18 protein-coding genes and 1 other RNA gene are annotated in these 16,491 nt (G+C 60.9%); 4 read left to right on the top strand and 15 right to left on the bottom strand.

Annotated features, from left to right (window positions below; all coding sequences use genetic code 11):
* Positions 1 to 6: 6 nt before the first annotated feature.
* The 8 genes from K6T12_RS08340 to rsmI all read right to left on the bottom strand — a co-directional run bounded on the left by K6T12_RS08340 (position 7) and on the right by rsmI (position 7,834).
* Positions 7 to 1,389, bottom strand: a complete 1,383-nt coding sequence (locus tag K6T12_RS08340; protein ID WP_255611633.1) for a UDP-N-acetylmuramoyl-tripeptide--D-alanyl-D-alanine ligase — start codon at positions 1,387 to 1,389, stop codon at positions 7 to 9.
* Complete coding sequence (locus K6T12_RS08345; protein ID WP_222221369.1) at positions 1,382 to 2,860, bottom strand: UDP-N-acetylmuramoyl-L-alanyl-D-glutamate--2,6-diaminopimelate ligase; 1,479 nt, start codon at positions 2,858 to 2,860, stop codon at positions 1,382 to 1,384. The genes K6T12_RS08340 and K6T12_RS08345 overlap by 8 nt, the downstream gene beginning before the upstream one ends.
* Positions 2,860 to 4,587: a peptidoglycan D,D-transpeptidase FtsI family protein gene (locus tag K6T12_RS08350; RefSeq protein ID WP_222221370.1), complete on the bottom strand. Its 1,728-nt coding sequence runs from the start codon at positions 4,585 to 4,587 to the stop codon at positions 2,860 to 2,862. Before K6T12_RS08350 ends, K6T12_RS08345 begins: the two co-directional genes overlap by 1 nt.
* Complete coding sequence (gene ftsL / locus K6T12_RS08355) at positions 4,577 to 4,951, bottom strand: cell division protein FtsL (protein ID WP_222221371.1); 375 nt, start codon at positions 4,949 to 4,951, stop codon at positions 4,577 to 4,579. The genes K6T12_RS08350 and ftsL overlap by 11 nt, the downstream gene beginning before the upstream one ends.
* Entirely contained in the window at positions 4,951 to 5,889 is a 939-nt protein-coding gene (rsmH, locus tag K6T12_RS08360) for a 16S rRNA (cytosine(1402)-N(4))-methyltransferase RsmH (protein WP_222221372.1), read from the bottom strand. The genes ftsL and rsmH overlap by 1 nt, the downstream gene beginning before the upstream one ends.
* 18 nt (positions 5,890 to 5,907) lie before the next feature.
* Positions 5,908 to 6,363 (bottom strand): division/cell wall cluster transcriptional repressor MraZ, encoded by a 456-nt coding sequence (gene mraZ / locus K6T12_RS08365; protein WP_222221373.1) that lies wholly within the window; start codon positions 6,361 to 6,363, stop codon positions 5,908 to 5,910.
* A gap of 242 nt (positions 6,364 to 6,605) precedes the next feature.
* An RNA gene (gene rnpB / locus K6T12_RS08370) (RNase P RNA component class A) lies at positions 6,606 to 6,959 on the bottom strand.
* 38 nt (positions 6,960 to 6,997) lie between these two features.
* Entirely contained in the window at positions 6,998 to 7,834 is an 837-nt protein-coding gene (rsmI, locus tag K6T12_RS08375; protein WP_222221374.1) for a 16S rRNA (cytidine(1402)-2'-O)-methyltransferase, read from the bottom strand.
* A gap of 38 nt (positions 7,835 to 7,872) precedes the next feature.
* Between rsmI and K6T12_RS08380 the strand changes: the two genes are divergently transcribed.
* Genes K6T12_RS08380 through K6T12_RS08395 form a run of 4 tightly spaced genes read left to right on the top strand, consistent with a single transcriptional unit; the run spans position 7,873 to position 11,249 of the window.
* Positions 7,873 to 9,705: a penicillin-binding protein activator gene (locus K6T12_RS08380; RefSeq protein WP_222221375.1), complete on the top strand. Its 1,833-nt coding sequence runs from the start codon at positions 7,873 to 7,875 to the stop codon at positions 9,703 to 9,705.
* A 5-nt stretch (positions 9,706 to 9,710) separates the two neighbouring features.
* Positions 9,711 to 10,067, top strand: a complete 357-nt coding sequence (locus K6T12_RS08385) for a YraN family protein (protein WP_222221376.1) — start codon at positions 9,711 to 9,713, stop codon at positions 10,065 to 10,067.
* A 16-nt stretch (positions 10,068 to 10,083) separates the two neighbouring features.
* Positions 10,084 to 10,677 carry an SIS domain-containing protein gene (locus K6T12_RS08390; RefSeq protein WP_222221377.1) on the top strand — a complete coding sequence of 198 codons (594 nt, stop codon included), beginning with the start codon at positions 10,084 to 10,086 and terminating at the stop codon, positions 10,675 to 10,677.
* Positions 10,677 to 11,249, top strand: coding sequence for a BON domain-containing protein (locus K6T12_RS08395; RefSeq protein ID WP_222221378.1), 573 nt, complete (start codon positions 10,677 to 10,679; stop codon positions 11,247 to 11,249). Before K6T12_RS08390 ends, K6T12_RS08395 begins: the two co-directional genes overlap by 1 nt.
* A 117-nt stretch (positions 11,250 to 11,366) precedes the next feature.
* Here K6T12_RS08395 and K6T12_RS08400 read toward each other — a convergent pair whose 3' ends face one another.
* The 7 genes from K6T12_RS08400 to rplM form a co-directional block, all read right to left on the bottom strand.
* Positions 11,367 to 11,807, bottom strand: coding sequence for a ClpXP protease specificity-enhancing factor (locus K6T12_RS08400; protein WP_222221379.1), 441 nt, complete (start codon positions 11,805 to 11,807; stop codon positions 11,367 to 11,369).
* 88 nt (positions 11,808 to 11,895) lie between these two features.
* On the bottom strand, positions 11,896 to 12,528 hold the full coding sequence (gene sspA, locus K6T12_RS08405) for a stringent starvation protein SspA (protein WP_222221380.1): 633 nt from the start codon (positions 12,526 to 12,528) through the stop codon (positions 11,896 to 11,898).
* Positions 12,529 to 12,619: 91 nt separating this feature from the next.
* On the bottom strand, positions 12,620 to 13,384 hold the full coding sequence (locus K6T12_RS08410) for a cytochrome c1 (RefSeq protein WP_222221381.1): 765 nt from the start codon (positions 13,382 to 13,384) through the stop codon (positions 12,620 to 12,622).
* On the bottom strand, positions 13,384 to 14,631 hold the full coding sequence (locus K6T12_RS08415; RefSeq protein ID WP_222221383.1) for a cytochrome b: 1,248 nt from the start codon (positions 14,629 to 14,631) through the stop codon (positions 13,384 to 13,386). The genes K6T12_RS08410 and K6T12_RS08415 overlap by 1 nt, the downstream gene beginning before the upstream one ends.
* On the bottom strand, positions 14,631 to 15,227 hold the full coding sequence (gene petA, locus K6T12_RS08420; protein ID WP_222221386.1) for a ubiquinol-cytochrome c reductase iron-sulfur subunit: 597 nt from the start codon (positions 15,225 to 15,227) through the stop codon (positions 14,631 to 14,633). Before petA ends, K6T12_RS08415 begins: the two co-directional genes overlap by 1 nt.
* Positions 15,228 to 15,488: 261 nt before the next feature.
* Positions 15,489 to 15,878, bottom strand: a complete 390-nt coding sequence (rpsI, locus tag K6T12_RS08425) for a 30S ribosomal protein S9 (RefSeq protein ID WP_222221388.1) — start codon at positions 15,876 to 15,878, stop codon at positions 15,489 to 15,491.
* 13 nt (positions 15,879 to 15,891) lie between these two features.
* A complete protein-coding gene (gene rplM / locus K6T12_RS08430) occupies positions 15,892 to 16,320 on the bottom strand; it encodes a 50S ribosomal protein L13 (protein ID WP_222221390.1) in 429 nt (142 codons plus the stop codon).
* Positions 16,321 to 16,491: the final 171 nt, after the last annotated feature.

Raw genomic sequence — 16,491 nt, forward strand, 5'->3', positions numbered from 1 at the left:
TGTTGCTTATGCTCCTTCAACCAGTGCAGCTACAACCCTATCCATTGCCGCACTGCGCGACCCCTTGACCAGCAACCGCACACCCGGACGGCTGAGCGCTGCCAGTGCTGAAACCAGTGCCGGACGATCTTCGAACAGCGCCGCCCGACCTTCATTTATTCCGTTGAATCCCGCCACCGTGTGACAGCTCAATGCGCCCACCGCCAGCAACCGGTCGATGCCCTGCTCGGCGGCATAGCGGCCAACCTCGGCATGCTGCTCGGCGGCCGTGTCGCCGAGCTCGGCCATATCGCCCAGCACCAGCACCCGCTGCTCGCCCGGCAGGCCGGCCAATACATCCACCGCCGCCTTGACCGAAGCGGGGTTGGCGTTGTAACTGTCGTCGATCAACAGGGCACCCTGGGCCGACTGTTTCGGACACATCCGCCCCGGCACCGCCTGGAAACCGGCCAGCCCGCTGGCGATCAGTTCCAGCGAAAGGTCCTGCGCCCGACAGGCGGCGGCCGCGGCGGCGGCATTGGCCACGTTGTGACGTCCCATCACCTGCAACTCGACCGCCACCTGCCGGTCGCCGTGGCGCAGCATAAAGCGATAGCAGCCGTTGTCCAGCCGCTGCAGCTGGCAGGCTTCGACATCCGCTGCCGGATTGTCGACGCCGAAAGTCAGTCGGCGCCGCTCTGCGGTCTGGCTCAGCCAGCTGTCGGCATTGGGGTCGTCCAGATTAACGACCGCACAACCGCCCGGCAGCAGCCCGTCGAAGATCTCACCCTTCGCCCGGACGATCGCCTGCAGCGAGCCGAAACCTTCCAGGTGTGCGCCCATCGCATTGTTGAGGATGGCCACATCCGGTCGGGTCAGGGCCACCGTGTAGGCGATCTCGCCTACCGCGCTGGCCCCCAGCTCGATGACAGCCGCCTGATGGTGCCCGGCGATCTCCAGCAAGGTCAGCGGCGCGCCTATATCGTTATTGAGATTCCCCTTCGTCGCCAGCACCTCACCCTGCTGCCGCAGGATGGAAGCCAGCATCTCTTTAACGGTGGTTTTGCCACTGCTGCCGGTTACCGCGAACACCGGTCCTGCGAACTGCTGCCGGTTCAGTTGCGCGATCTTACCCAGTGCGATACGGCTGTCGCTGACCTGCCACTGTGGCAGCTCAACCGGCTGGCGCTGCTGCACCACCGCGGCCACCGCACCGCGTTCCTTGGCCTGCGCCAGAAAACGCTGGCCATCGAAATTCGGCCCGCTAAGGGCGACAAACAGGTCGCCGGGCTGCAGGCTCCGTGTATCCGTGCTGACGCGCCGGAAGCTGACCGGGTCGCCATGCAGCGTCGCCTGCAGTTCGGCCGCCAGCTGTTGCTGGAGTTGTGTCAGCGACATCGGCTCAATCATCGGCCGCGCCCTCCAGGCAACGCTGCGCTTCTTCCAGATCGGAGAACGGATAGCGCTGGCCGTCGATCTCCTGGTAGGTCTCATGGCCCTTACCGGCGATCAGTACGATATCGCCCGGCCGCGCCTCGGCGATCGCCCGCTCGATGGCGATGCGACGATCGGCTTCCACCAGCTTCGGCTTATCGCCGACCAGGCCTTCCAGCACCATCTCGATGATCGCATCCGGATTCTCGGTACGCGGGTTGTCGCTGGTGACCACCACCAGGTCGGCCCACTGCTCCGCCACTTGCGCCATCTGGGCGCGCTTGCCCTGGTCGCGGTCGCCGCCGCAACCGAACACGCAGATCAGCCGCCCGTCGAGGTGGCCGTGCAGGGCGCTCAGCGCCTGCTGCAGGGCATCCGGGGTATGGGCATAGTCGATCACCACCAGCGGCTGCTCACCGCCGCCGATCCGCTGCATCCGTCCAGCCACCGGCAGCACGGCATTGAGCCCCTGTTCGATCTGGGTAACACCGACTTCCAACAACCCCAGCGCCGCCGCGGACAGCATCAGGTTGGTGAGGTTGAACCGGCCGACCACCTGGCTACGCAGGTGGACATTGCCCCAGGGGGTACGCAGCAGCGCGCTGATCCCCTGACCGCTGAGCTCAATCTCCTCGGCACGCAGGTCGGCGCGGGTCTCCCCTACCGACAGCAGGGTCATATCCGCGCCGGCCAGCTGATTGTGCAGGCGCTGGCCAAAGGCGTCGTCACACCAGATCGCCGCGCCACTGAGCGGGTAATCGGTGAACAGTCGGGCCTTGGCGGCGCCGTAAGCGTCGATACTGCCGTGATAGTCGAGATGGTCGCGGCTGAGGTTGGTGAACAGTGCCACATCGAATTCGATACCGGCGACCCGGTACTGCTCCAGCGCGTGGCTGGACACCTCCATCACCACCACTTCGGCATCCTCGGCGCGCAGTTCGGCCAGCAGCCGCTGCAGGCCGACCGCATCCGGCGTGGTGTGCTTGCTCTCATGCAACTGGCCGATAAAACCGTTGCCGACGGTGCCGATCACCGCACAACGGTGCCCCAACGTCTCCAGAGCCTGGGCAATGAAGTGGCTGCAGGAGGTCTTACCGTTGGTGCCGGTGATACCGACGATACGCATCTGGCGGCTCGGATTGCCATAGAACCGCGCCGCGATCGGGCCAACCTGCCCGGCCAGGTTTGCTACCGGGATAACCGGAATCGGCCAATGCTGCTCCGGCTGATGCTCGTCGGCATCGATGATTGCCGCGACCGCACCGTCCGCTGCCGCCTGCTCGATAAAATCCACGCCACGGTGGCGCAAGCCGCTGCGGGCCACGAACAGATCGCCGGCCGCGATCTCCCGGCTGTCCTGCGCCACACCCTGCACCTGCAGGCCGGCCAGTTCGTCCGGCAGCTGCGACGGCAGCAGATCGCCCAATGTGCAAGCTTCCCATTTCATCAACGTGATACCACCTGTGTGTTGTTCTCCGGCCAGCTGTCCGGCGTCACATTCAGCAGTCGCAGCGCACCGGCCATCGAACGACTGAACACCGGCGCCGCCACTTCGCCGCCGTAATACTCCTGCCCTTTCGGGTTGTCGACCATCACCACCGTCACCAGCCGCGGATTGCTGACCGGTGCGATGCCGGCGAACACCGACATATACTGGTCATCCAGGTAACCGCTGCCACCGACCTTGTGGGTGGTGCCGGTCTTGCCGCCGACCCGGTAGCCCGGCACCGTCGCCCGCCGGCCTGTACCGCCACGCTGGGTCACCGTTTCCATCATCTGCAATACTTCATCCGCCACCTGGCCGGGCATCACCCGCAACGGCTTGTCACCCTCCATCCCCTTCACCAGCGACACCGGCTTCAATATGCCGTGGTTGGCCAGCGGCAGGTAGGACTGGGCGAGCTGCAACGCGGTCACCGACAAGCCATAGCCATAGGACATGGTGGCCCGCTCTACCACCTGCTTGGCTTGCAGGAAGGGCAGCACACCGGTCCGTTCGCCTGGGAAGCCGGTGCCGGTCACCTGGCCCAGCCCGACGTTATACATCATGTTCCGCACACTGCCTTCATCAAGGCTTAACGCAAGCTTGGTGGTACCGACGTTACTGGACTTGGTGATGATACCGGTCAGATCCAGCACACCATAGTTGCGGTGATCGCGAATGGTGTGGCCCTTAAGCCGCAGGTAGCCGGGCGAGGTATCCACCTTGCTGTCCAGGCTGTACTTGCCGCTCATCAGTGCTGCCGCCATGGTCAGCGGTTTCATGGTCGAACCCGGCTCGAAGGTATCGGTCAGCGCCCGGTTGCGCAGCGCCGCCGAACGTCGCTGGCTCGGATCATTCGGGTTATAGGAGGGCTGATTGACCATTGCCAGCACCTCGCCGGAGGCGGCGTCCAGCATCACCAACGAGCCGCCGTCGGCATTATGCGCCTGCACCGCCGCCTTCAGCTCACGATAAGCCAGATACTGCAATCGCAGGTCGACTGTCAGCTTCAGCTCCTTGCCATGCTGGGCCGGCGATACCGAACGGATATGCTTGATGGTACGTCCGAGGCGATCCTTCATCACCAACTGCTGGCCCGCCTCGGCCCGCAACCAGTCGTCATAGGCCAGTTCGACCCCTTCGGCCCCTTCACCATCGAGGTTGGTAAAGCCGACCAGGTGGCTGGTCACCTCGGCCGCCGGATAGTAACGCTTGTACTCCCGGTCGACATGAATGCCCGGCACATCCAGCTGGCGGATACGCTCGGCCACCTCCGGCGATACCTGGCGCTTCAGGTAGAGAAAACGCCGACTGCGGTTATCGGCCAGCCGCTTTATCATTCGCTGTCGATTAAGCGACAGGGCACTGGCCAGCTTGCCCAGTGACGGGTGCTGCAGATCGGTCTTGGCCGGATCCGCCCAAACCGTCGCCACCGGTGCACTGACCGCCAGCGGTTCGCCGTTGCGATCGACAATCAAGCCTCGATGGGCCGGTTGCTGCACGGTACGCAGGCTACGGGCATCACCCTGGCTCTGCAGAAACTCCTGCTCCTGCACGTTCAAACTGAACATCTTGCCGGCGATAGCACCGGCAATCAGCAACAGTGCGACCAGCACCAAGCCCAGCCGCCAGCCGCGCGCCTGGTGTAACGCTTCCTGAATAGGTTCCTTTTCGAGCTGCTCACTGGCCATGGCGCACAATCTCGATTACACCGGGTTCCGGTACCAACATATTCAATCGCTTGCGCGCCTGGATCTCGACCCGGTTATTGGCCGCCCAAGCGCTCTGTTCCAGCAGCAGCTGCCCCCACTCCACCTGCAGATCATCACGCTGCTGCACCAGTGTCTGGTGCTGATGGAACAGCAGCCGGTATTGGTAAGCGCTGAAAATCACCGCCACGCTGGACAGCAGCACCGTCAGCACCAACACCAGCAAAATCAGCAGCGGCCTGACCAGCTCGGCGGCCGTCGCCAACGGCAGCGAACCGGACTCCAGCGGAGCCTCAACAGGCGCCGACCGCAACCGTCGCCACAGGTCGAGGATCCGCTGCTTCATCAGGCGACCTTTTCCGCCACCCGCATCACCGCACTGCGCGCGCGGGGGTTATCACCCACTTCCCGGTCACCCGCCTTGACCGCTTTGCCGATCGACTTCAACCGCTGGCGCAGCATCTCCTGGGTCACCGGAATACCCGGCGGCAGGTGCTCGTCGCCCTTGACGTGCTTGCGGATGAAACGCTTGACGATACGATCCTCCAGCGAGTGGAAACTGATCACCACCAGCCGACCGCCGACCGCCAGCATCTCCAGTGCCTGCTCCAGGCACTGCTCGAGATCTTCAAGCTCGCGGTTGATATGGATGCGAATCCCCTGGAAGGCACGGGTCGCCGGGTGCTTACCCTTCTCCCAGCTTTTATTGGCTTCGCTGATGATCCGCGCCAGGTGGGCGGTGGTGGTAATCGGATTCTGTTCGCGCTCGGTGACGATCGCGCGCGCCATGCGGCGTGAGTGGCGCTCTTCACCGTAGGTGTAGATCACATCGGCGATTTCGCGCTCGTCGGCACGGGCGATCCACTCGGCGGCGCTTTCACCGACACCCGGGTTCATCCGCATATCGAGCGGGCCATCCTGCAGAAAGCTGAAGCCGCGCGTCGGATCATCGAGCTGAGGGGAGGAGACACCCAGGTCCAGCAGTACGCCGGCCACCTTGCCCTGCAGGCCGCGCGCGGTGACGAACTGCTGCAGCTGGGCAAAGGAGCCGTGTTCGATGGCGAAACGCGGCTCGTCGGCGAACCGTTCGCCGGCATGGGCGATCGCCACCGGGTCCTTGTCGATCGCCATCAGCCGACCGTTGTCGGACAGCTGCTCCAGCACCAGTGCGCTGTGACCACCACGCCCGAAAGTACCGTCGATGTAGAACCCATCCGGGTCTTGCACCAGTTCCCGGACCGCTTCGTCGAGCAGCACCGTAATATGTTTCAGTTCCCGACTCATCCGCCGCAAGTTCCTGAGTTAAAGAGAAAGTGACTGCATCTCTTCCGGCAGCGCCATGCCGCCTTCTACATCTTCCAGATACTGGTCCCTAGTGCTGAGCCAGTGCGCTTCGCTCCAGATTTCGAACTTGCGCCCCTGGCCGAGCAGGACAATCTTCTTGTCCAAATCAGCGTATTCCCGCAGCGGCGCCGGCAACAACAGCCGGCCGTTGGCATCCATATCCAGATCGGTGGCATGACCGATCAACAGGCGCTGGATTCGACGGGCCGCCGGGTTAAAACTCGGCAGCGCTTCGATCTTCGTCTGGATAACCTCCCACTCGGGCAGCGGATAAAGCAGCAAGCAACGTTCTTCGGTGTCGATGGTGGCAACCAGATGCCCGTCACAGCTCACCGCGATCTGTTCGCGGTAGCGCGCCGGTATGGCCAGTCGGCCTTTGGCATCGAGATTGATTGGATTTACGCCACGGAACATAACGCCACTTAAACCACAAAATTATCCACTTTTCCCCACAATACCCCACGAGAACACACTATAGAAACTAACCCCTACCAATGCAAGGCTGTAACAACCCGCAACCGCCCGTAAAATCAAGCGATTAACGAATTCAGGAATGACGAATGGAGGGTGTTTTCAGGTAGTGAAAAATAGTTGCTTAGCAATCAAGGGATTACCTGTTGCCAGGTAGCGGAAGAGCGATCCGTGCGGGAAAAATAGTGAGGAGTTCGCCTGTAAGCCGGGTTCTGTCGTAGACAGTCATTCATCTAGGATGTACGTCACCATACACCTCCAGCGACCTACCCGGACCCGGTGCGGGCCGCACCTTAAGGGTCCCTATTTGGTCTTGCTCCGAGTGGGGTTTACCATCGCCGTGGAGTGTTGCCACCCACGCGGTGCGCTCTTACCGCACCGTTTCACCCTTACCGGTACCCGAAGGTACTTAGGCGGTTTACTTTCTGTTGCACTTTCCGTCGGCTCGCGCCGCCCAGACGTTATCTGGCACCCTGCCCTATAGAGCCCGGACTTTCCTCCCCCGCGCAAAACGCGGCAGCGACTGTCCGGCGAACTCCTCGCGGCGAAGGATACCAGCTTAACGGCTGTGCGCAAGTCAGCTGCGCTCCAGCGCGGCCTGATAGAGCAATTTTTTCTTGATACCGGTGATCTGCGCGGCCAGCGCCGAGGACTGCTTGACCGACAGCTCGGCCAGCAGGATATCCAGCACCCGCAACGCCTCGTCATCCAGCTGATCGGCCGGCTTCGGCACCGCCCCCTCCACCATCAGCACGAACTCGCCGCGCTGTTGATTACTGTCCGCCGCCATCCAGTCCAGCAACTCAGCCAGCGGCGCGCAATGGATCGTTTCGAAGGTCTTGGTCAACTCACGTGCCACCGCCGCCCGCCGCTGCGGCCCAAACACCTCGGCCATATCGGTCAACGATGCCAGAATCCGGTGCGGCGATTCGTAAAACACCAGCGTGTGCGGCAACGTCTCACGCTCACGGTAGAACTGCTGCCGCGCCTGACTCTTGGCCGGCGGAAAGCCCTCGAAGGAAAACCGGTCACTGGGCAACCCGGAAGCGCAGAGCGCGGTGACGAACGCCACGCAGCCCGGCACCGGCACCACCCGGAAACCCGCCTCGCGCACCGCCCGCACCAACACGAAACCGGGATCGGAGATCACCGGGGTTCCGGCATCAGAGATCAGGGCTACACTCTCACCCTGGGACAGATACTGCAAAATACGCTCAACCCGTTGCCGTTCGTTGTGCTCGTGCACTGAAATCAATGGGGTTTTGATGTTAAAGTGCGCCATCAGACGCGCACTATGACGGGTATCCTCTGCAGCGATCACCGCAACCTGATTCAGCACATCGACCGCACGCGGCGTCATGTCCTGCAGGTTTCCGATCGGCGTGGCCACCACATAAAGCGCGGTATCTTGCATATTGATTCCATCCTCAAGCTGGGGCGAGGAAGTATATGATGATTAACAGGCGACTGTCTCTGGCGGCAGTACTGGCATTGACCCTGGCGGGCTGTAGCGCGCCGACCACCGTTACACCGCCGGCCGACACGGCGCAACAGCGTGAAATGGACCGGATGCAGCGTGTCGAACAACTGCTGAACGAAGCAGAGCGGGCCGCGCCGATCCAGGCCGCCCGACTGAAGGCGGAAGCGGCCACCCTGCTTAGCGAGATCGGCCGCGACTTCGACGCCCAGCGCCTGCTCGACCAGATCGACACCCGCCTGCTGCCGCCCAGCCTGAACTGGCAGATCGCCCTGCTGCGCGCCGAACGCGCGCTACAGGCACAGCAGCCGGACCAGGCACTGAAATACCTGGCACTACCGACCACCGCCCCACTGCCGGCCGACAGCGAAACCCGCCTCAGCGAGCTGCGCCTGCAGGCGTACAGCCAGAAACAGGACCCGCTCGGCGAAACCCTCGAGCTGATCCGCCTCAGCCGGCTGCAGCCGGATGGCGAAATCCCGTTCCGCGACCGCATCTGGTCATCCCTGAGCCAGCTCAGCAGCGAGCAGGTCAGCCAACTGACTGAGCGCAGCAGCAACAACTACTATGAGCAAGGCTGGTTCGAACTCGCCTACGCACTGCACCAGGCCCGCGACCTGAGCCAGCAAAGCAGCGCCCTGAACCGCTGGCGCACGCTATGGGAGAGCCACCCCGCCAACCAGCAACCGCCCTCCGCACTGCAGGCCCTGCAGGCCGGCTCGACCAATATCCAGCACATCGCGCTGCTACTGCCACAGAGCGGCCCGCTGGCAAAACCGGCCCGCGCTATCCGCGAAGGGGTGATGACCGCTTACTACCAGGCCCAGGACAATGGCGAGCCGGTGCCCCGCCTCAGCATGCTGGATGCCAGCCAGATCAGCAGCCCGATCCAGCTGATCGAAGTAATCCAGCAGCAGCAGATCGATCTGGTGATCGGCCCGCTGGATAAGGATTATGTCCAGCAGCTCAGCCTTGCCGGCCAATTGCCGGCGCCGGTGCTGGCGCTCAACTACGCCACTGACGACACCAACACCGCACAAACCAACCAGCTGTACCAGTTCGGCCTGGCCGCCGAGGATGAAGCCCGCCAAGCGGCGGAACGCGCTTGGCAGGACGGCCACCGCAAGATTGCCGTACTGACCGCCAACAGCGGCTGGGGTCAGCGAGTCGCCGCCGCCTTCGACGAACGCTTCCGCGCCCTCGGCGGCATCGTAACGACCCACGACCAGTTCGGTGACGACGACAGTTTCAACACCACCGTCAGCCGACTGATGGCGACCGACATGAGCAAAAAGCGCGCCGACCGGATCCGACAACTGGTGCGCGACCACAAGGTCCATTTCGAGGAACGCCGCCGCCAGGACCTGGACGCGGTCTTCCTGTCAGCACTGCCGGGCGACGCCCGCCAGATCAAGCCGACCCTGTCGTTCCACTATGCCAACGACCTGCCGATCTATGCCACCTCACACGTCTACGCCGGCTTCAACAACCCGATGACCGACCAGGACCTGAGCGGCATCCGCTTTGTCGACATCCCCTGGAACCTGGCCAGCCCGTCCGCTGGCAAACGTGCGCTGCAGCAGCTGCGCCAGGATACCGACACCCGTTTCGGCCGACTCTACGCGCTGGGCCTGGATGCCTACCAGCTACACCCCTACCTGCAACAGCTGGCCGCCCTGCCGCAGGCCGCCCTGCAGGGTGAAACCGGCCGGCTGTCGGTGGATAACCAGGGCCGGGTGGCCCGCCAGCTGGACTGGGCGATCTTCCGTAATGGCCTGCCGCAAAGCTGGCAACCGGAGCAACGCTGAACCCCATGGACAGACAACAGATCGGCAAGGACGCCGAACAACGGGCCGAGCGGTACCTGAAGCAACAGGGACTTCGCCCGGTCAAGCGCAATTTCAGCAGCCGCTGGGGCGAGATCGACCTGATCATGCGCGACGGCCGCGAGCTGGTCTTTATCGAGGTACGCCAACGACGCCATGACAGCTTTGGCGGCGCAGCCCTTTCGGTCGATCACCGCAAGCAACTGCGACTGATAAAAACCGCCAGCTACTACCTACAGCAGCACAACTGTACGGACGCCCCCTGCCGGTTCGATGTGATCGCCTTCGAGGGAAAGGCGGCAGCCGGGCAGCCGGTATGGTATAAAGACGCATTTAGAATTTGACCGAGTGCAGTAAGGGATGGAGTTAGAAGAGCGCATCATCAACCACTTTCACAATTCGATGGAGGTCAACGCGGTCACCATTGAGCAGTACACACCACTTATCGCGCATGCCGGCGAACTTCTTCTGCATACCCTGGTCAGTGAAAGCAAAATCCTGTGCTGCGGCAACGGCGGCTCAGCCGGCCTGGCACAACACTTCGCCGCCCTGCTGCTGAACCGGTTCCGCAACGAACGCCCGGGCCTGCCGGCGATGTCGCTCTGTGCCGACGCCGCGGTGGCGACAGGCATCTGCGAAGACAGTACCTTCGCCGACGTCTACGCCAAACAGATCCGCGCCCTCGGCCAACCCGGCGATATCCTGCTGATCATCTCGCCACACGGTCGCAGCGCCAGCCTGATCCAGGCGATCCAGGCAGCCCACGACCGGGAGATGTTGGTGATCGCCCTGACCGGCGGCGACGGCGGCGACATGACCAGCCTGCTGGGCCCCGAGGAAGTGGAGATCTGCGTACCGGCCGACGACACCGTACTGGTACATCACGCACACCTGATGCTGCTGCATACGCTGTGCGACCTGATTGACTATCAACTGTTTGGAAGCGAGTACTGATGAAGACGCCATTAGCCGCCATTATCCTGGGTACCACGCTGCTACTGTCCGGCTGCGCCAGCATGCTGAGCGACGGCCAACCGGTCCAGCAATCACCCGGCCATCGCACCCTCGGCTCCTATGTCGACGATGAACTGATCGAAACCAAGGCGCTGATTAACCTGTCAGCCGGCTCCGAGGAGCTCAAGGCTGCCAACGTCAGCGTGGTCAGCTACAACGGCATCGTCCTGCTGACCGGCCAGGTACCCAGCGAGTACACCAAGCAGGAAGCGGAGCAGATCGTCAGCGAGGTGCGCAAGGTACGCCGCATCCACAACGAGCTGACGATCTCCGGCACCAGCTCTGCCCTGGCCCGCACCAACGACACCTGGCTGACCACCAAGGTGAAGACCCAGCTGCTGGCAAACGAAGCGATCGACGGCGGCCGCATCAAGGTGGTCACCGACGGCGGCACCGTCTACCTGATGGGGCTGGTCAGCCATGCCGAGGCCGACACCGCGGTTCAGATCGTCCGGGGGATCAGCGGAGTGCAGAAGATCATCAAGATCTTCGAGTATATCGATCAGCCCTGATTTGACGCGCGACAGACAACATATGAAAACAAAAAAGGGAGCATAGCTCCCTTTTTGTTTTAAGCGATGAGTTAACAGCTTTGAGTTAACAGCCACCCAACCCAGCTAAAATGACCGCTACTTAACCACCTTCAGTGTCGGCCGCTTAGCCGCAGGCTTGGCCTCCTCTTCGGACGGCTCATCACCCGCAGGCTCAGCGTCCTCCGCCGCCTCGGCGGCAGGCTCAGCCTGCAGATAAGCCTCGGCGCCCGGCTCCATGCCGAAGCCCATGCCGGACCCATCTTCCGCCGAATAGATCGCCAGCAGTGCCGCCATCGGCACATAGATATCCATCGGCTGACCGCCGAAGCGGGCATTGAAGCTCAGCGCCTCGTCATCGATATGCAATCCCCGCACCGCACCGGGAGAGACGTTCAGCACGATACGACCGTCGTTGACGAACTGGGTCGGCACACTGACATAGTCAACCGTGGCATCCACCAACAGATAGGGGGTGGCATCGTTGTCCAGCAGCCAGTCATACAGCGCCCGCAGGATATAGGGCCTACTTGGTTTCATCGGACCTCCTCAAACAGGCTCTCAGTAAACAAAAAAGGGATGAGCAACGCCATCCCTTTTCCAAATCGCAAGCAGATCAAGAACGATCTCAGTCGCGCATTTCACGCTCTGCGTCAGACAAGCTCGCCTGGAAGGACTCTCGCTCGAACAGCCGCTCCATGTACTTCAGCAACGGCTTGCACTGCGCTTCCGGCAGTTCGACACCCAGCGCCGGCAGGCGCCAGAGGATCGGTGCCAGACAGCAATCCACCAGGCTGAACTCTTCGCTCATGAAGAACGGCTTCTCGTTGAAGATCGGCGCGATCGCCACCAGGCTGTCACGCAACTCCTTACGGCAGCGCTCCAGCTCCGCCGCATCGGCCTTACCTGCGACCAGGGTATCCACCAGCACGCACCAGTCACGCTGGATGCGATGCATGAACAAACGACTCTCGGCACGCGCCACCGGATACACCGGCAACAGCGGCGGATGCGGGAACCGCTCGTCCAGATACTCCATCATCACATTGGGCTCATAGAGCACCAGTTCACGGTCGAGCAATGTCGGCAGGCTGTTATAAGGGTTCAGCGATGCCAGATCCTCCGGCAGCTCATCCTCTTTACAGTCGATGATCTCAACGGCAACACCCTTTTCCGCCAGTACAATGCGTACCCGGTGGCTGTAATGATCTTCACCATCAGAGTAGAAGGTCATGGAAGAACGCTTGGCCACAACGCCCATCGAACACTCCCGTTATAAATGAAACTGATACAAAAACATGCGCGGCCCGTCGGGACCGCGCATTCCAGAACGCTAGTGTAACACAGGCGTATTAGTGAACGTCCTTCCAGTATTCTTTCTTCAGCGCAAAAGCGACGAAGAAGAACAGCACCAGGAAGATCAGCACATAGGTACCGATCCGGTGCGAGTCCAGCTTGGACGGCTCACCGATGTACGCCAGGAAGTTGACCAGATCGTAAACAACCTTGTCGAACTCCTCTTCGGACAGCTCACCGCTACCCTCGACCACGGTCAGGCATTTGCCCATTTCCTTGCCGGTCAGCGGATCGATAGCGGCTTCGGCGCGCATCTGCTCCGGAGAGCAGTGGTTCAGCTGGGTACCCTGCAGGTACTCCAGCACGTTCGGCATACCTACGTCCTTGAACACCGCGTTGTTGACACCCCAGGGACGGGACTCATCCTGGTAGAAGCTACGCAGGTAAGTGTACAACCAGTCAGGGCCACGCAGACGCGCTTCCAGGGTCAGATCGGGCGGCGGCGCACCGAACCAGCCCGAAGCATCCTTGGCGCTCATTGCGATGGTCATCTGCTCGCCGATCTTCTGGTCACCCAGGATCAGGTACTGCTCGACCAGCTCATTCGGCATACCCAGATCCTGGGCAGCGCGCTCGTAGCGCTGATATTTAGCGGAGTGACAGCCCATGCAGTTGTTGACGAAGGTCTTCATACCACGCTGCAGAGACGCCTTGTTCTCCAGATCTACTTCCATGTGGTCCAGGTGTACACCGGCACCACCCGCTGCATTTGCTGCCAACGGCAGCACAGCCATGACAAATGCAATCAGAAACTTTTTCATTAGCCTGTAACCCTTTCCGGAACCGGTTTAGTGCTCTCCATCTTGGTGTAGATCGGCATCAGCAGGAAGAACGCGAAGTACAGTGCAGTACAGATCTGGGCCACCAGGGTACGTGTCGGAGTGGAGGAAACCACGCCCAGGTAACCCAGGATTACGAAGGACACAGCGAAGATCAGCAGCCAGACCTTGCTCATCATGCCCTTGTAGCGCATGGATTTAACCGGACTGCGATCCAGCCACGGCAGCACGAACAGGATTGCAATCGCGGCACCCATCACCACCACACCCGGGAACTGGGAACCGGCGATCGGCGGCACGGCACGCAGCATGGCGTAGAACGGGGTGAAGTACCATACCGGCGCGATATGCTCAGGCGTCTTCAGCGGGTTGGCCGGCTCGAAGTTCGGCGCCTCGATCAGATAACCGCCACCTTCCGGGAAGAAGAAGATGATGGTGCAGAATACGAACAGGAACACCACCACACCGACGATATCTTTCACGGTGTAGTACGGGTGGAACGGGATACCATCCAGCGGCACGCCGTTTTCGTCCTTGTTGTCCTTGATCTCAACGCCATCCGGGTTGTTGGAACCCACTTCGTGCAGCGCGATGATATGCAGCACCACCAGCGCCAGCAGCACGATCGGCAGCGCGATCACGTGCAGCGAGAAGAAACGGGTCAGGGTCACGCCGGAGATCAGGTAGTCACCACGGATCCACAGCGCCAGATCTTCACCGATCACCGGCACCGCGGAGAACAGCGAAACAATTACCTGGGCACCCCAGTAGGACATCTGGCCCCACGGCAGCAGGTAGCCCATGAAGGCTTCGGCCATCAGCGCCAGGTAGATGGCCATACCGAACAGCCACACCAGTTCGCGCGGCTTGCGATAGGAGCCGTACAACATGCCACGGAACATGTGCAGGTAGACGACAGCAAAGAAGGCGGATGCACCGGTGGAGTGCATATAGCGCAGCAACCAGCCAAACTCGACATCGCGCATGATGTATTCGATGGAATCGAATGCACCTTCCGCAGACGGGTTGTAGCTCATCGTCAGCCAGATACCGGTCAGGATCTGGTTGACCAGCACCAGCAGCGCCAGCGAGCCGAAGAAGTACCAGAAGTTGAAGTTCTTCGGTGCATAGTACTTGGACAGGTGATCTTCCCACATCGCCGTGGCCGGGAAACGATCATCAATCCAGCCCATCAGACCTGGATTCCCCTTGTTGCGGTAACCAGCCATTATGCCACCTCCTGATCAACACCAACGACGATGACGTTTTCCTCAACATAGCTGTGAGGCGGGATCACCAGATTGGACGGCGCCGGGACGCCCTTGAATACGCGACCGGACAGGTCGAAACGGGAGCCGTGACATGGGCAGTAGAAACCACCGACCCAATCGTCACCCAGGTCTTCCGGCGCCACTTCCGGACGGTAAGTCGGCGAGCAACCCAGGTGGGTACAGATGCCGACCAGCACCACGATCTCTTCTTTCAGCGAGCGGTTCGGCGTACCCGGCACATAGGCCGGCTGCTGAGGTACCGCAGATTCCGGATCGGCCAGGCGGCCGCCGATCTTGGCCAGGTTATCCAGCGCAGTCTTGTCACGACGGACAATCCACACCGGCTTACCACGCCATTCAACGATCATCTGCTGACCCGGCTCCAGTTTACTTACATCAACCTTCACCGGAGCACCAGCAGCTTTCGCCTTGGCACTCGGATTCCAGGAAGCCACGAACGGAACGGCCGCCCCGACAGCACCTACCGCACCAACTGCGGATGTGGCACCGATCAGGAGACGACGCCGCCCCTTATTCACGCCGTCATTGCTCATTATCATCTCCCCTCAATCAGCCTTTCCTTACCTGCTTTTAGTGCAGATTTCGGTCAGCCGTTAAGTAATAAAACCACGGAAACATGGATTTTAAAAATGGCCCAAATAGTAAAGAAAATGCCCCTTGCTTACAAGGTGAATTGCCCCTACCAGCCGCGGCTTTAGGCCAAAGTATTGACTTCGCCCAGACATAAAAAAACGCCCGCACCCAAAGGGATACGAGCGTTTTTTGCGTCGTTCGAAAAGCGTTGAAACGAAAAATTAACGCTTGGAGAACTGAGGACGCTTACGTGCTTTACGCAGACCGACTTTCTTACGCTCAACCTCACGGGCGTCACGGGTAACGTAGCCCGCCTTGCGCAGAGTCGGACGCAGAGTTTCGTCGTACTCCATCAGCGCACGAGTAATACCGTGACGGATCGCACCCGCCTGACCAGTACCACCGCCACCAGCGACAGTAACGTAAACGTCGAACTTGTCAGAAGTCTCGGTCAGCTCCAGCGGCTGCTTAACGATCATGCGTGCAGTTACGCGACCGAAGAACTCTTCCAGGGAGCGGTTGTTGATAGTGATGTTGCCAGTACCCGGACGCAGGAATACACGCGCGGTAGAGGTCTTACGACGGCCAGTGCCGTAATACTGAGTAGTCATATCTGCCTTCCCCTTAGATGTTCAGTTCTTTCGGCTGCTGTGCCTGGTGCGGGTGTTCAGCACCTGCGTACACTTTCAGCTTGCTGTGCATGGCGCGACCCAGCGGACCTTTCGGCAGCATGCCTTTAACGGCGATCTCGATGGTGCGCTCCGGGAAGGTTTCGATCATATTCTGGAAGGAAGTTTCCTTCAGGCCGCCCGGATAACCGGTGTGACGGTAGTACATTTTGTCAGCACGCTTGTTGCCGGTCACGTTTACCTTCTCAGCGTTTACGACAACGATGTAGTCGCCAGTATCAACGTGCGGAGTGTATTCCGGCTTGTGCTTACCGCGCAGACGGCGCGCAATTTCGGTAGCCAGACGACCCAGGGTTTTACCCTCTGCGTCTACAACATACCAGTCGCGTTTTACTTCGGCTGGCTTAGCAGTAAATGTTTTCATTTATTTACCTATACAATCTCAGACCTCGCGCACCTAAAAAGCGGCACCGGCCTGGCTTATAATTATTGGTTGTCGCCGATTAAGCGCCGACAACATTCAATACCCGCCACCCGATAGAACCGGATGAGCGGCGCGCATTATAGGGGATGACACAGCAAGCCACAAGCACAA

Source organism: Marinobacterium arenosum, assembly GCF_019795155.1.
GTDB classification, from domain to species: domain Bacteria; phylum Pseudomonadota; class Gammaproteobacteria; order Pseudomonadales; family Balneatricaceae; genus Marinobacterium_C; species Marinobacterium_C arenosum.

Bases quoted from the DNA above. Each gene is read 5' to 3' on its own strand.
- K6T12_RS08340 (WP_255611633.1), bottom strand. From the start codon at position 1,389: ATGATTGAGCCGATGTCGCTGACACAACTCCAGCAACAGCTGGCGGCC.
- K6T12_RS08345 (WP_222221369.1), bottom strand. From the start codon at position 2,860: ATGAAATGGGAAGCTTGCACATTGGGCGATCTGCTGCCGTCGCAGCTG.
- K6T12_RS08350 (WP_222221370.1), bottom strand. From the start codon at position 4,587: ATGGCCAGTGAGCAGCTCGAAAAGGAACCTATTCAGGAAGCGTTACAC.
- ftsL (WP_222221371.1), bottom strand. From the start codon at position 4,951: ATGAAGCAGCGGATCCTCGACCTGTGGCGACGGTTGCGGTCGGCGCCT.
- rsmH (WP_222221372.1), bottom strand. From the start codon at position 5,889: ATGAGTCGGGAACTGAAACATATTACGGTGCTGCTCGACGAAGCGGTC.
- mraZ (WP_222221373.1), bottom strand. From the start codon at position 6,363: ATGTTCCGTGGCGTAAATCCAATCAATCTCGATGCCAAAGGCCGACTG.
- rsmI (WP_222221374.1), bottom strand. From the start codon at position 7,834: ATGCAAGATACCGCGCTTTATGTGGTGGCCACGCCGATCGGAAACCTG.
- K6T12_RS08380 (WP_222221375.1), top strand. From the start codon at position 7,873: ATGATTAACAGGCGACTGTCTCTGGCGGCAGTACTGGCATTGACCCTG.
- K6T12_RS08385 (WP_222221376.1), top strand. From the start codon at position 9,711: ATGGACAGACAACAGATCGGCAAGGACGCCGAACAACGGGCCGAGCGG.
- K6T12_RS08390 (WP_222221377.1), top strand. From the start codon at position 10,084: ATGGAGTTAGAAGAGCGCATCATCAACCACTTTCACAATTCGATGGAG.
- K6T12_RS08395 (WP_222221378.1), top strand. From the start codon at position 10,677: ATGAAGACGCCATTAGCCGCCATTATCCTGGGTACCACGCTGCTACTG.
- K6T12_RS08400 (WP_222221379.1), bottom strand. From the start codon at position 11,807: ATGAAACCAAGTAGGCCCTATATCCTGCGGGCGCTGTATGACTGGCTG.
- sspA (WP_222221380.1), bottom strand. From the start codon at position 12,528: ATGGGCGTTGTGGCCAAGCGTTCTTCCATGACCTTCTACTCTGATGGT.
- K6T12_RS08410 (WP_222221381.1), bottom strand. From the start codon at position 13,384: ATGAAAAAGTTTCTGATTGCATTTGTCATGGCTGTGCTGCCGTTGGCA.
- K6T12_RS08415 (WP_222221383.1), bottom strand. From the start codon at position 14,631: ATGGCTGGTTACCGCAACAAGGGGAATCCAGGTCTGATGGGCTGGATT.
- petA (WP_222221386.1), bottom strand. From the start codon at position 15,227: ATGAGCAATGACGGCGTGAATAAGGGGCGGCGTCGTCTCCTGATCGGT.
- rpsI (WP_222221388.1), bottom strand. From the start codon at position 15,878: ATGACTACTCAGTATTACGGCACTGGCCGTCGTAAGACCTCTACCGCG.
- rplM (WP_222221390.1), bottom strand. From the start codon at position 16,320: ATGAAAACATTTACTGCTAAGCCAGCCGAAGTAAAACGCGACTGGTAT.